Annotated in this window: 12 protein-coding genes; 6 read left to right on the forward strand and 6 right to left on the reverse strand. The window is 38.3% G+C overall.

The window, feature by feature from the left end:
• Positions 1 to 28: 28 nt before the first annotated feature.
• Genes L1275_RS05235 through L1275_RS05245 form a run of 3 tightly spaced genes read left to right on the forward strand, consistent with a single transcriptional unit; the run spans position 29 to position 2,552 of the window.
• On the forward strand, positions 29 to 751 hold the full coding sequence (locus L1275_RS05235; protein ID WP_253470540.1) for a polyprenol monophosphomannose synthase: 723 nt from the start codon (positions 29 to 31) through the stop codon (positions 749 to 751).
• The gene (locus L1275_RS05240) at positions 751 to 2,088 is read left to right on the forward strand and encodes a dihydroorotase (protein WP_253470542.1); all 1,338 of its coding nucleotides are present in this window, start codon (positions 751 to 753) and stop codon (positions 2,086 to 2,088) included. The genes L1275_RS05235 and L1275_RS05240 overlap by 1 nt, the downstream gene beginning before the upstream one ends.
• A 5-nt stretch (positions 2,089 to 2,093) precedes the next feature.
• Positions 2,094 to 2,552, forward strand: coding sequence for a DUF4296 domain-containing protein (locus tag L1275_RS05245; protein WP_253470544.1), 459 nt, complete (start codon positions 2,094 to 2,096; stop codon positions 2,550 to 2,552).
• Here the strand turns inward: L1275_RS05245 and L1275_RS05250 are convergent.
• Positions 2,494 to 3,498, reverse strand: a complete 1,005-nt coding sequence (locus L1275_RS05250; RefSeq protein WP_253470545.1) for an NAD-dependent epimerase/dehydratase family protein — start codon at positions 3,496 to 3,498, stop codon at positions 2,494 to 2,496. The genes L1275_RS05245 and L1275_RS05250 overlap by 59 nt on opposite strands.
• A gap of 136 nt (positions 3,499 to 3,634) precedes the next feature.
• Here L1275_RS05250 and tyrS point away from each other — a divergent pair, with 136 nt between their 5' ends.
• Entirely contained in the window at positions 3,635 to 4,927 is a 1,293-nt protein-coding gene (gene tyrS, locus L1275_RS05255) for a tyrosine--tRNA ligase (RefSeq protein WP_253470547.1), read from the forward strand.
• A gap of 1 nt (position 4,928) precedes the next feature.
• On the opposite strand, the gene L1275_RS05260 is transcribed toward tyrS, so the two are convergent.
• The 4 genes from L1275_RS05260 to L1275_RS05275 all read right to left on the reverse strand — a co-directional run bounded on the left by L1275_RS05260 (position 4,929) and on the right by L1275_RS05275 (position 10,519).
• A complete protein-coding gene (locus L1275_RS05260; protein WP_253470549.1) occupies positions 4,929 to 5,909 on the reverse strand; it encodes an acyl transferase in 981 nt (326 codons plus the stop codon).
• Between the two features lie 80 nt (positions 5,910 to 5,989).
• The gene (locus L1275_RS05265; protein WP_253470551.1) at positions 5,990 to 6,271 is read right to left on the reverse strand and encodes a T9SS type A sorting domain-containing protein; all 282 of its coding nucleotides are present in this window, start codon (positions 6,269 to 6,271) and stop codon (positions 5,990 to 5,992) included.
• Positions 6,272 to 6,435: 164 nt separating this feature from the next.
• Entirely contained in the window at positions 6,436 to 7,599 is a 1,164-nt protein-coding gene (locus tag L1275_RS05270) for a hypothetical protein (RefSeq protein ID WP_253470553.1), read from the reverse strand.
• A gap of 178 nt (positions 7,600 to 7,777) precedes the next feature.
• Positions 7,778 to 10,519, reverse strand: a complete 2,742-nt coding sequence (locus L1275_RS05275) for a TonB-dependent receptor (protein WP_253470555.1) — start codon at positions 10,517 to 10,519, stop codon at positions 7,778 to 7,780.
• Between the two features lie 177 nt (positions 10,520 to 10,696).
• On the opposite strand from L1275_RS05275, the gene L1275_RS05280 reads away from it, so the two are divergent.
• Positions 10,697 to 11,380 carry a response regulator transcription factor gene (locus L1275_RS05280; protein ID WP_253470557.1) on the forward strand — a complete coding sequence of 228 codons (684 nt, stop codon included), beginning with the start codon at positions 10,697 to 10,699 and terminating at the stop codon, positions 11,378 to 11,380.
• On the forward strand, positions 11,380 to 12,423 hold the full coding sequence (locus L1275_RS05285) for a cell wall metabolism sensor histidine kinase WalK (RefSeq protein ID WP_253470558.1): 1,044 nt from the start codon (positions 11,380 to 11,382) through the stop codon (positions 12,421 to 12,423). The genes L1275_RS05280 and L1275_RS05285 overlap by 1 nt, the downstream gene beginning before the upstream one ends.
• Here the strand turns inward: L1275_RS05285 and L1275_RS05290 are convergent.
• Positions 12,388 to 13,515, reverse strand: a complete 1,128-nt coding sequence (locus L1275_RS05290; protein ID WP_371923432.1) for a glycosyltransferase — start codon at positions 13,513 to 13,515, stop codon at positions 12,388 to 12,390. The genes L1275_RS05285 and L1275_RS05290 overlap by 36 nt on opposite strands.
• Positions 13,516 to 13,576: the final 61 nt, after the last annotated feature.

The raw sequence follows: 13,576 nt of genomic DNA on the forward strand, positions 1-13,576 counted from the left end.
TTTACTTTTGCAAGTAAACCTTATTAAAATGGCTCAAGGAATTGTCATTATTCCCACGTATAATGAAATCGAGAACATACAGCATATCATAACCGTTACGATGAGTTTACCGGATCACTTTCATGTTTTGGTGGTAGATGATAATTCTCCTGACGGAACTGCTGATCTGGTTCGATCGTTGCAAAATCAATTTCCAGAGCGCCTTTTTTTAGAAGTGAGAAGTCAAAAGGAAGGCCTGGGTACGGCCTATGTGCACGGGTTTAATTGGGCCTTAGCCAGACCGTACAGCCATGTTTTTGAAATGGATGCGGATTTCTCACATAATCCACTGGATTTACCCTTGTTATTAAAAGCGTGTGAAGAAGGTGCTGATATGAGTATCGGGTCGCGTTATGTAACTGGAGTAAATGTAGTCAATTGGCCTTTAAACCGCGTTTTGCTGTCGTATTTCGCCTCAGTTTATGTGCGTTTCATTACTCGAATGAAGATCCGCGATACTACTGCTGGTTTTATCTGTTATAAACGGGAAGTTTTAGAGCGTATTTCTTTAGATCGTATCCGATTTATCGGGTATGCCTTTCAAATTGAAATGAAGTACCGCGCCTTTGATCTAAAATTTAATATCGTTGAGGTTCCTATTATTTTTACCGATCGAACTGTGGGCGAATCCAAAATGTCAAATGGCATTATTAAAGAGGCTATTTTTGGCGTGATATCGCTTCGAATTAAACAACTACTAAACAAACTATAATGAATACATTTTTAATTAAAAACGGACAACTAGTCAATGAAGGAGAAGTTTTTGTTGGGGATATCTTAATCGAAGAGGGCCGCATTGCAAAAATTGCGCCCGCTATTGAAAATATAAATAATGCCCGGGTGATTGATGCTCAGGGATGTTGGGTTTTACCGGGTATGATTGATGATCAGGTTCACTTTAGAGAGCCGGGTCTTACGCATAAAGGGGATATTGAAAGTGAATCGCGTGCAGCTATTGCAGGAGGAATTACTTCTTTTATCGAACAACCCAATACGGTTCCCAATGCAGTTACTCAAGAATTGTTGGAAGATAAATATCAAATCGCCAGCGAGAAATCTTTTGCAAATTATTCCTTTATGATGGGGGGAACCAACGATAACTTGGAAGAGGTTTTAAAGACCAATCCTAGAAATGTCGCTGGTATTAAATTGTTTTTGGGTTCATCTACGGGTAATATGTTGGTGGATAAGGAAGAGGTTTTGGAGAAAATCTTTTCGAGTACCGATATGTTAATCGCGGTGCATGCTGAAGATGAAGCAACGATACAGCAAAATTTGGCGCGTTATAAGGAGCAATATGGAGAGGATATTTCCGTGGCTTGTCATCCTTTAATCCGCAGTGCTGAGGCTTGTTATTTATCCTCGTCTAAAGCGATTGCCTTGGCAGAGAAAACCGGTGCAAGGTTGCATGTTTTTCATGTGTCTACCGCTATAGAGACCAAACTTTTTAGAAATGATATTCCGTTGCGCGATAAAAAAATAACTGCAGAGGTTTGTGTGCACCACTTGTGGTTCTCCGACGAAGATTACGCGACTAAAGGCAATTTGATTAAATGGAACCCAGCGGTTAAGAGCAGTTCAGATCGTGCGGCGCTGTGGGAAGCATTACTAGATGATAGAATTGATGTGATCGCAACCGATCATGCTCCACATACTTTGGAAGAAAAGGCAAAGCCTTATAGTCAAGCACCTTCGGGAGGTCCTTTGGTACAGCACGCCTTGGTGGCTTTGCTCGAAGCAAGTAAAGAGGGTATGATAAGTATTGAGAAAATTGTTGAGAAAACAGCGCATAATCCAGCTATATTATTTCAAATTGAGCAGCGTGGTTTTCTACGCGAGGGGTATCATGCCGATTTGGTTTTGGTAGATCCAAATTCAGATTGGACGGTCAGTTCTGATAATATTTTGTATAAATGTGGATGGTCGCCTTTTGAAGGTCAGACTTTTAGTTCAAAAATAACGCATACCTTTGTCAACGGGAATTTGGTGTATGAAGACGGGAAAATAAATGAGAAAAAATCAGGACAACGTTTGTTGTTTTTAAGATAGTGGTTATGAAAAAAATGGTTTTGTTGTGTTGCCTTTTGAGTCTAATTTCTTGTAAGGAGGAATTGGAGAAGCCGAAGAAATTTATCGAAAAAGATAAAATGACCGATGTTTTGTACGATATGGCTTTGCTAAACGGTATGGAGAGTATGGGAGTTTTTTATGCCGATACGACTGCCTCGATAATTACTGCTTCCTCCATTTTAAAAAAGTATAAAATCGACAGTTTGACCTTTGTTGAAAACAACCGCTATTATATTGAACTCGAAGATGAATCGTATTTTCAAATTCAAGAAGAGATCAAAAAACGCTTGGAAGTCAAGAAAGAAAAATTGAAAAAGGAAGTGGAAGCTGAGCAGGAAAAGGCAAAGTTAAAGGAGGAAGATGAAAAGGTAAAGGCAGTGAAAACTAATGTGAAATTAAATAAGTTGAGCAAAGTGGCTGTAGAAAATCAGCCGCAGGAATAAAGGAATAATCAAGCGTGTTGATTATTTTGGAATTATCATAAATAGAATTAGAATGAGAAGCTTTCGCGGTAGCCCGGGAATAGCTTCTTTTTTTTGCTGTAAAAAGCGATATGATGTAATCCAGTCTCCAAGCCAAACTGGTTACCATTGGAGAAGCGTATAGATTGGGTCTTTTTTTGCCCAGTAAATCAGCCAGTTTGTTGAGTAGATCTTGAAAATTGATGTTTTCGGAAATCACGACGTAATTTTGGTTTTTTATCGAGCTGTTCATCAATTGAATCATGATGCGGCACACGTCTTCTACGGCAACAATCCCTACGGTTCCCTTGGTATAAAAAGGCATTCCCTGATTGATTTTGTTCAGCAGTTCGCCCGAGCTTTGGTTCCAAAATCCAGAACCGAAAATTACACCTGGATTAACGATAATAACCGGAAGTCCCTCTTGACTTGCCCGCCAAACTTCGATCTCACTGCCGTATTTACTGATGGCGTAGTCGTTGTGGTAGCTGTCGGGATTCCAATTGGCGGTTTCGTCTATAGATTTGTTTTTGTCGATGGTTTCTCCCAATGCAGCTATAGAGCTAACATGGCAAAATTTATCGATTTGATAAGCTATGGAAAGGTTGACTAGATTAGCTGTTCCCTCAATGTTGGTTTTGCGTAAGATTTCTTCTTCTTTCGGGTCAAAAGTCACATAAGCGGCACAGTGATAAACTTGTCGAATATCGGTAAAGGCATTTTCCAGAGCAGGAATGTCATTTAAGTCTGCTTTGATCCATTCGATTTTTTGAAATAAAACCTGCTTATCGGCATCGGCAAATAACTGTCTGGTTTTCTCAATATTTTCTTCTGTACGGTAGATGGCGCGAATCGCTTCGTTTTCTTGAAGCAATTGAAGCAGCAAATGCGCTCCTACTAAGCCGGTTCCTCCTGTGACTAATATCATATGCAGACAAATGTAGAAGTTTAGTTTTACATACTGAAATTTTTTTGTACTAATCACGGGTTTATCGAATCATGGATTTGCCAATAGGCGAATTTGCGAATTCAATTGTTTATATTTGTAAAAAATAATTAATTAAATGAAGAATTTTATTGAAGAAGTGACTTGGAGAGGAATGCTCCACGATGTGATGCCAGGCACCGAAGAACATTTATTGGAGCAAATGCGTGTTGCGTATGTGGGAATCGACCCAACAGCGGATTCATTGCATATTGGACATTTAGTAGGAGTGATGTTGTTAAAACACTTTCAATTGGCAGGGCATAAACCCGTAGCCTTAATTGGAGGAGCAACGGGAATGGTGGGAGATCCATCAGGAAAATCGAACGAGAGAAACTTGCTCGATGAAGATACCCTACGCCACAATCAAAATGCTATAAAAGGACAGTTAGAGCGTTTTTTAGATTTTAATTCCGGAACGGATAATGCCGCGGAATTGGTGAATAACTACGATTGGATGAAAGATTTTTCATTCTTAGATTTCATTCGTCAAATCGGGAAGCACATCACGGTCAATTATATGATGGCAAAAGATTCTGTGAAAAAACGTTTAAATGGTGAGTCAGCCGAGGGAATGTCTTTTACAGAGTTTAGTTATCAGTTGTTACAAGGTTATGATTTCTTACATCTGTTTCAACAAAAGCAAGTGACTTTGCAAATGGGTGGTTCGGATCAATGGGGGAATATCACTACGGGTACCGAAATGATTCGTCGAGTGGCTTCAGGTAAGGCTTACGCATTGACTTGTCCATTGATTACAAAAGCAGATGGTACTAAATTCGGAAAGTCTGAAGGAGGGAATATTTGGTTGGATGCCGCGAGAACATCACCTTATAAATTTTACCAATATTGGTTAAATACCTCGGATGCGGATGCTGAGAAATACATCAAAATATTTACATTTATTACGAAAGAGGATATCGTAACGCTTACGAATGAACATCAAGAAGCGCCGCATTTACGTGTGCTTCAAAAGCGTTTGGCTGCGGAGTTAACCACTATGGTGCATTCACAAGCGGATTTGGACAATGCAATTCAAGCGTCAAACATACTGTTTGGAAATTCGTCATCTGCAGATTTAAAACAGCTGGATCAACAAACGTTTTTAGATGTTTTCGAAGGGGTTCCTCAAGCGGAAATCAGTCGCGAAGACATCGAAGCGGGATTGAGCATTATAGATGCGCTAGCGGGTAAATCGGGCTTCACAACATCCAATGGAGAGGCTAGAAGAGCGCTACAAGCCAATTCTATTGCTGTAAATAAAGAGAAAGTTACCGAAGAGTATACTGTTACATCACAAGATTTAATCAACGACCGTTTTGTATTGTTACAAAAAGGGAAAAAGAATTATTTTGTGCTCGTTATAAAATAAACTATACCACCATCAGATTACAACCTCTGATGTCGGAATGATCAAAGCGACCCAACACTTCGAAAGAATGGTTGGGTTGTTTTTTTCCCAAATCTTGAGTAGCGATAAAGGAGCAGGAATTGATATTGGCTAAATCAATCACATTGATTCCTCCGGTTTTTCCAGCGGGTAGATAACTCAAGGCATCTTCGGTATCGCGAATTAGGATATCCATCCAAGGAGGGCATTCAAAAACGCCATTACCCAAGGAGTAGGCTTGTGAGAGTAATTCAGTCATGCCGTATTCGGAGTGAATTTCACTAACACCAAAACCGTGACATAAGATCGTGTGAAGTTCTTCACGGATCATTTCTTTACGTTTGCCTTTCATACCTCCGGTTTCCATAATCACGGTATGCTGTAGTTGAAATTGGTGACTTTCAATCAAATCCAATAGCGCATAGGTCACCCCGATTAGCAGGATATTTTGGCCTTCTTTTTCCAATTCGAGTATTTTGGACGTTAGCTCGCTATAGTTATGAAGATAAAAACCGCTTTCCGGACGATTGGATTGTTCGATTAAATCTTTAACCATATATATTAAGGACGAACCGTCGCGTTCCAAGTACGAAGGCAGTAAAGCCAAGACCACATAATCCTCTATGTTGCCATAGAAATGAGAAAAGGCTTTTCTAAAGCTCATTTCATAAAACGATAAGTCGGTCACGTGATGGCGACTGGTAACGATTCCGGTGGTTCCGCTACTGGTGAAGGTAGTCTGTATCGGTTGGTCAGAACTTAAAATTTCTTTGCTTTTAAAGAACTCTATGGGTAGGAAGGGAATGTCGTAAACGGTGCTGACGTTCGAAGGGGTTTTTTTCAACAAATCACAAAATTGCTGGTAAACCTGATTTTGAGCATATTGAAAACGAAATGTTTTCAAGGCCATTTTTTGGAATTCCTTGGTCGTATTAATTTGAATGATGTCTTCGGCTGTAATCACGTTGAACTATTTTGTACAAAAGTACAAATAAAAAAGCATCGATAGGATCGATGCTTGGATTGTATTTGAATCTAAAGGTCTTATCTGATGACTAATTTTCGAGTAGCAGTAGCGTCCTTTTCTGTGATTTTAATAATATATACTCCTGGATTGATATTGGAAATATTGAGCTCTTTGGTTGTCATTGAAGAACTAAATATTTTCTTTCCTAAAATATCATAGATCCCGATTTCCTTAGGTAAATTACTGTTGCTGGTAATAAATACTTTGCCAGATGAGGTTGGGTTAGGGTACAACTGTAGCCCTTCGATACTCTCAGCGGGTTTCGAATTAATAGGATCGGTAACTTGTCCATATGCCATAGTATTAAAGCATAGAACGAGCAAGAGCGATAAAATATAAAAGTATTTTTTTTCCATAAAACATTATTCTACTGTAAATATAATCAATTTATTGATATATAATACTAAAAAAAGTCACCTACTAAGTGTAAGTGACCTTTTTAACATTTTTATGCGGGGATTTCTTACAAGCCTATAGTCCAGCCTTTTGCCCAACTTGGTACCTCAGCTCCTTTTTCAGCTCCAGTTGCATTAGCGTTTTCAGTGTATACACCGTCTACATTTACACTTTCTTTTGCTGTATTCTTACCTTTTGATTTTGTAGTCACTTTGTCAAATTTAACATTAGTGATTTTTAGTGAACCGTTGGTCACATTAGCAAGGGTTTCATCGTGCTCTACATCAAATCCAACTGTAAAATTACTGATGAATAAGTTGTCGATATTCGCTTTGGTTCCCTCTCTTAATTTTAATGCTTGTGGTTCTGCTCCTTGTTCTCCTAAACCGATAAGCGTTACGTTTTTAATCGTTGGATTGGCAATTGGAGTAGCTGCTCTGTTGGTAGCGTTGTTGTCTGCTTCTATACCGCGGTTACCTCTTCCAAATTCTAATTTTGCATACCAGTTAGAATTGGTTCCTACCCAACCTTCTGTCCAGTCAAACTGATCATCTTCATTTCCGTTAGATACTAAGTATTTCGTGTTTACGGTTCCTCCGAAAAATTCAAAACCATCATCAGCTCCTTTGTAAGCTTGTACATATTCTACTTTAGTACCACTACCAACTCCGAAGAATGAAAGTCCATTGAATTCTTTTTCCGTATTAAAACGTGCTCCAGCATATTCAATTCTCAAATAAGTAATCGATCCTGAACTGTCATCTGAAATCTCACCACCGTAAGTCAATTCTGAAACCTCGGCAGTTGCTGTTTTTCCTTTGTTGATCGGTGCTTTTCCGCAGATTACTAATCCACCCCACTGTGCTTGTTCTTGAATATTTGCCGTCATCACAACCGGTTTCTCAGCCGTACCGTTTACAAATATCTTTCCTCCTTGTGCTACTGCTATAAATGAAGTAGTACCTCCTGTTCCGATAATTTTTGTTCCTGCAGGAATGACCAAAGAAGCACCGTCTTCAACTAAAATTCTTCCATTAAGTATATATGTTTTTGAAGCGTCAAGAGTTACTGTTCCTTTTGATATTTTCCCGTTGAAGTTGTTTTCGTTTAATACGAAATCACTAGTGTTGCCTGGAGGATTGGTAGTGTTATCATCACTGTTACTACAACTTACCAAGAATAAACTTGATAAAAATAAAATTCCGAATGCGTTTCTAACTAATTTTTTCATGTGTTTTGGTTAATTGATTATTGTTATACAAATTTGCGAGAAAGTATTTTATTGGTGGTTAAGCGAATATTATTGAATTAACATTGAAAAGTTGCCTTTGTGTTAGCTTATTATTAAGAACGTTAAGTGATGGAGCAAAAAAAAAGTAGCTCCGAAGAGCTACTTGATGTTGGTGTGTTTAAAATTGGTAGTTTAAACTCAGGCTAAAGCTTTTTCCGAGTTTATAAGATTGTACCAAAATATCCTGAGTCAGATTTTCTTGAACCCGTTCGATTTTTGGATCGATCAAGTTTTTTACATTTAATCCCAATCCTAGGTTGTCGCTAAGTTTTGTTTTGAATATGAAATCCAACGTTCCAAATCCCTTGTCAACAGAATTCCCTAATTGTTGAGATCCCAAAGAGTAAATACGGTCTGAAATATAAGCGTATGAAACCGTTGCCATAACACTGCGTTTGTTCCATTCCTTGATGTAGCTGATATCGGCATTCATAACCAAATCCGCCGCTCCTGTGAAACTCGCGTTTTTATGAGTGAAGTCTGCCCCAAAAGCATTTTCTTTTCTAACTTTTTCAGAATCCAGTTCCTGACGTGTTTTCATATAAGCTGCATTGAAACCAGCAGAGATCTTATTGGTGTTTAAATCGTCAAATGAAAATAAATTTTTTCTCAATTCTAATTCAATACCAGCAGCATATCCAGAGTCTCCCGTATTGGCAAAAGAAATATCGTCTGATGAGGAAGTGATTGTAATCTCATTAATAGGATTTTGAATGTATTTACCAAAGGCCGTTAGGGAAATGATCTCGTCGTTCTCCGGGAAAAATTCCCATTTTAAATCCAAGTTATAATCATCTGAAGGATACAGGTCAGGATTTCCTTTTATCGAACCGGTTGCTTTTTCATACATAAACAATCCACGTTCTTTAAATTGCGGAAGCGTATAGGTTTTAGAAGCAGCAAGGCGTAAATTGTTTCTGTCGTTTAGGGCGTATTTTAACGATAAGTTCGGTAAAAAAGCGGTTTTGTCAAAAGTGTTTTTATCTCCCTCTAGGTCTAACTGGGTTTTCCATTCGATCTCTTGTGTGATTTGCTCTAATCTCAAACCAACAACAGCTGATAGTTTAGGAGAAACCTGGTATTCCAAAGCGGCAAATCCTCCGTTGATACTTTGTTTTCCTTGGTATGTCTGCGGTGTTAATGCAATGTTTAGGTTTTTATCTCCTAAAAATGTTTCAAATTGGAAATCACCATTGTCAAAACCCGTTTTATTTAAAACCGCATCCAGGTTGTAAGGATCAACAGCTACATTACGTAAACTATTTCCCAAACGGTAGTTAAACTGGCTCGCTTTAAAATCTAAGTTTTTAAAGCGGCTATTATAACCTACAGTTATTTTTCCACGGTATAATAAATCTTCGTTTTTCCCAAATTTATAGTCCAAAGATATTTTAGCCGCCGTTTCGTCTTCGTTTAGATTCTGATAATAGCGGTGGTTGTCGGTAACCGAGTTGGTGGTAAAGAAATATTGGTTGTCCTTGATACGAAATGTGTTTTGAATACGATCTGGCATGTCGCTTTTAATCGTATTATAAGAGCCTCCCCAATTTAATTTGAATTGCTCATTGAATTGGTGTTCTCCCAATAATTGGTTGATCAACAGGTTGTTTTGTATATAATTTCCACGTCTTAAAAAACCGCCTTCTGGACCATCGGCCAAATCTCTCATATAACCTCGGTATTCTTCATTGCTTTCGGAAGAGCCGTTGATATACAATAAATTATAAGCAATTTTATTTGATGGATTAATGCTGTATTGCGCATTGAACATTCCGGTAGTGTTGGTGGTGTATTCGTAGTCCTTTGTCTCAAAGTCTTTAGTGGCATCACCCTGAGCCTGTACGGACTTTACAATACCCTCTTTGTATTTGTATTTATTGCTAAAGGAAGCCGTAGCGAATAAGTTTAATTGACCTTGTTGACCAATATTAAACGATTTTCCCGTATTGAAACCGAAATTAGAACCTATTGGAGTTCTGTTTTTCAGATTTAGGCTGTTGTCGAATTGGTAGTTGTTTAGTGGATCTTTTGGGGTGTCATTTTTAGAGAAACCCATATAATTTCTGTCAGAAAGCAATAGAAATTTATCCTGTCTTACTGCATTGGAATTGACTTCTGAACCGATAGAAAAGTTAAAAAAACCTTCGCCACTATGATCCTTAGAGATGATATCAACGTGACCTCCGGCGAAATCACCAAAGATTCGGCTGGAATAGGTTTTGTCGATAGAGATGTACTCTACAATATCAGTAGAAAAAAGATCTAAGCTGATGTTCTTTCTCTCGGGATCGTTGGAAGGAATAGGTAGTCCATTCATCGAAGTAGAATTGTATCGATCACCAAGTCCGCGTACAAAGATCGCTCCAGAGCCTTCTTGTTTTACGACTCCAGTAGTTTTGGCTACCGCTGCGGCAACATCGCTAATTCCCTTACGAGATAACTCTTGAGAACCGATGTTTTGCTTGATTTCCAAAGAGCGGTGTTGGTCTAGTAAAAGGGCTGTTTCCTTTACCTTTTTAGAGGTTGCTTGTACTACTACGCCTTCTAGCTCTGTGCTGTTAGAAGATAAAGATTGGTTTAAAGATTTGGTTTCTCCTTTTACAATGGTAACCACAATGGATTGTGTTTCGTAACCGAGGTAACTAAAAAGTACCGTGTGTTTTCCAGAGGGAACTTCCATTTTGTAATTCCCATTGCCATCTGAACTGGTTCCGATGGTGGTTCCTTCTATGCTAATGGTTGCAAATGCCAAAGGAGCAAGGTTTGATTCTAGGTCAGTGACCTTTCCTTTTAAGGTCCCGTTTTGCGAATAAACTCCACATGTAAATAACAATGCGAATAGTAATAGATGTAATTTCATTTTGTAGTTTGTTAGGTAGTGCAAATGAATTACCTAAATGTGATTACCAAGTTATCGGGCTGTTACTAATTTGTTGTGTGAAAATCATTAAAATGTTAAGACATTAAATTACCGTTAACAGATGATTTGGTTTTGTATTATCTTTATCTTTACCATTCTAAACAAGCTATAAGCAAGATGAAAAAAAAGGAAATTAAGATATTGTTGGTTGATGATGAACAAGATATCTTGGAGATTATTGGATATAATCTTGTTCAAGAAGGTTATCAAGTTATTACAGCTAGCAATGGAAGAGAAGCTGTGCAGAAAGCACAAAAGGAACATCCTCACTTAATCATTATGGATGTGATGATGCCAGAAATGGATGGGATGGAAGCCTGCGAGCACATTCGAAGAATTCCAGAATTGCAAAGTACGATTATCACTTTTTTGACAGCTAGAGGGGAAGATTATTCGCAAGTAGCTGGTTTTGACGCAGGAGCTGATGATTATATTACCAAACCTGTCAAACCGAAGGTTTTAATGAGTAAAGTGAAGGCCTTATTGAGAAGGTTTAAAGAAGAGGAGAAAAGTGGTGACATCATTACTGTCGGTGAGATTGAAATCAATAGAGAAGAATATAAGATTGTTAAAGAAGGGGTGGAAATCATCTTGCCGAGAAAGGAATTTGAACTTTTTTACCTTTTAGCATCTAAGCCGGGTAAGGTTTTTAAACGCGAGGAGATTTTAGATAAGGTTTGGGGTAATGAAGTCATTGTTGGTGGAAGAACTATCGACGTGCATATCCGTAAACTAAGAGAAAAAATCGGAGATGAATGGTTTAAAACCATCAAAGGAGTAGGATATAAATTGGATCTATAATGAGCGTACGCTTTAAGAAATCATATAAGTTTGCCTTAAAATCAGCGTTGTTTATCACGGTTTTTAGTTTTTTAATCCTGATGATTTTGCTGGTTCTTTTTTTTGAAGTGAACCTCTTGATGTGTTTTATTTTTGGATTGGCTGTTTATGTCTTTTCATTTTTTGTAATTCAGTATCGCGTGGAACACTTTGTATATCGCAGAATCAAAAAGATATATGACAATGTATCTATACTGGATTCATCCGTGTTGCGAAGTAAAGCAATTACTACGGATATGGAGACCCTCACCAATGAAGTTCAGAAATTCGCTACCTATAAAAAGATTGAGATAGAGTCCTTAAAGGTCAGAGAGGAATATCGCAGGGAGTTTTTAGGTAATATCTCACACGAGCTTAAAACACCTTTGTTTACGGTTCAGAGTTATCTTTCTACCTTATTAGATGGAGCAATTGATGATAAAACCGTTCGAAAAAAATATGTGGAACGGGCAGAGAAAGGCGTGGAACGTTTGATTTATATCGTAAAAGATCTCGATATGATCACTAAATTAGAAACCGGCGATCTGCATTTGAACTATTCCGAATTTGATATCGTTAAAGCAGTGGAAACCGTGTTCGAATTGCTGGAAATGCGAGCGGAACAAAAGGAGATTTCATTGATTTTTGATATGAACTATGTAAATCCTATTATGGTTTATGCCGATGAGGATCGAATAGTACAGTTAATCAGTAATTTGGTTGAAAACTCGATCAAATACGGTAAAGTGAAGGGAACCACTGAAGTGAGTATAGAGGATTTGGTCAATAATAAAATCATTGTTCGTGTAACGGATAATGGTGATGGAATCAAAGAAAAGTACGTACCGAGGTTATTTGAACGCTTTTTTAGAATTGACAAAAGTGGAGCGCGCTCTGTCGGAGGTTCTGGTTTGGGATTATCCATTGTCAAACATATTGTTGAAGCCCATGAAGAACACATTTATTTGGAAAGTAAATACGGCTATGGGTCAGAATTTTCGTTTACTTTGGAACGGGCTAAATAGGTCTTTCCAAAGTATCGGTGTATAATGTTTTCTAAGGCCTTGATATAGGGGAATTCGATTTAATTCTTCGATCTGAAAAGCATCCTGCTTACAATGCGGAACAAGGCCTCTTCGGTCGAGTTCTTGTGCTAAGTATTCTTGTTCGTATTGACCTGGAGTAGGAATAAAGAAGGCTTTTTTATTCAGATGAGCCAAATCCATAATCGTTGTGTATCCCGATCTGCATAAGACCATTTTACTTTCATTGATGGCAAGTTCCAACTCGGAAGAAGTCATGTAGTTGTAGGTGGTTTTGTTGAGGCGTTTTACTACGGTTTGTTGACCTTCAATAATTCCTCTTACAAATAATATCGTGCCTTCAAAACGTTTTAATTCGCGTTGAAGCTTAAGTTCCAGTAGCGAACGCTGAGGTTCTGGACCAGATAGTAACACCAATAAATCGTATTGTTGTTCCACGGCTTTTTTGTGAAAACGGCTTAAGGCTCCGATGTACTTTAGATTCAGTGAACTATGATCTAAATGTCCCAATTTTCCGGTTAAATTTTCTTTGATTTCCGAATCGGGTACCCAGCATTCTTGAAACTTGCGGATAAAGTATTGATGTATTTTGGTGCTCCACCACGAAGTGCTGCCCGAGAGTATTTGTAATTGATGCGTAATAATGACACTCGGAACGCTTTTTGAATGGAGGCCCAGTCGGTTGTCTGAGATTACCCCATCCAGTTGGTAGGTTGTAATCCACTGTTTGAGTATTTTTTTTTCTCTTACAATGGCGAGATAGATCTGCGGTAGTTGCGCAATCATTTGAAGTTTGAAAAAGCGGGCTTTTTCGGCATAAGTGATCTTATAGGAGGGGAGGGTTAAAAACAATAGGTTGGGGAACTCTTTCTCTAATAGAGACAAGGCCTGACCATCTGAGGCTATGATCGGTTCATAACCAGAATTGATTAAGGCATTGATGATGGGGATACAACGCGTGGCATGCCCGAGTCCCCAATTGAGTGGTGCTACCAAAATTCGTTTTTTGGGATTTTTGGATTTTGATATCATGGCCGGTTGTTTTACTGCTGTAATGGAGATCGGATCTTTCATAATTCAAGAGATTAAAAGTAAAGCAAACCAAATGCAGTAGTTTTCCATAGGGGTCTAGCTG

Source organism: Flavobacterium sp. HSC-61S13 (genome assembly GCF_024171535.1).
Lineage (GTDB): Bacteria > Bacteroidota > Bacteroidia > Flavobacteriales > Flavobacteriaceae > Flavobacterium.

Excerpts from the sequence above, each read along its gene's own strand:
- L1275_RS05235 (WP_253470540.1), top strand. The coding sequence starts at position 29 with ATGGCTCAAGGAATTGTCATTATTCCCACGTATAATGAAATCGAGAAC.
- L1275_RS05240 (WP_253470542.1), top strand. The coding sequence starts at position 751 with ATGAATACATTTTTAATTAAAAACGGACAACTAGTCAATGAAGGAGAA.
- L1275_RS05245 (WP_253470544.1), top strand. The coding sequence starts at position 2,094 with ATGAAAAAAATGGTTTTGTTGTGTTGCCTTTTGAGTCTAATTTCTTGT.
- L1275_RS05250 (WP_253470545.1), bottom strand. The coding sequence starts at position 3,498 with ATGATATTAGTCACAGGAGGAACCGGCTTAGTAGGAGCGCATTTGCTG.
- tyrS (WP_253470547.1), top strand. The coding sequence starts at position 3,635 with ATGAAGAATTTTATTGAAGAAGTGACTTGGAGAGGAATGCTCCACGAT.
- L1275_RS05265 (WP_253470551.1), bottom strand. The coding sequence starts at position 6,271 with ATGGCATATGGACAAGTTACCGATCCTATTAATTCGAAACCCGCTGAG.
- L1275_RS05270 (WP_253470553.1), bottom strand. The coding sequence starts at position 7,599 with ATGAAAAAATTAGTTAGAAACGCATTCGGAATTTTATTTTTATCAAGT.
- L1275_RS05275 (WP_253470555.1), bottom strand. The coding sequence starts at position 10,519 with ATGAAATTACATCTATTACTATTCGCATTGTTATTTACATGTGGAGTT.
- L1275_RS05280 (WP_253470557.1), top strand. The coding sequence starts at position 10,697 with ATGAAAAAAAAGGAAATTAAGATATTGTTGGTTGATGATGAACAAGAT.
- L1275_RS05285 (WP_253470558.1), top strand. The coding sequence starts at position 11,380 with ATGAGCGTACGCTTTAAGAAATCATATAAGTTTGCCTTAAAATCAGCG.
- L1275_RS05290 (WP_371923432.1), bottom strand. The coding sequence starts at position 13,515 with ATGAAAGATCCGATCTCCATTACAGCAGTAAAACAACCGGCCATGATA.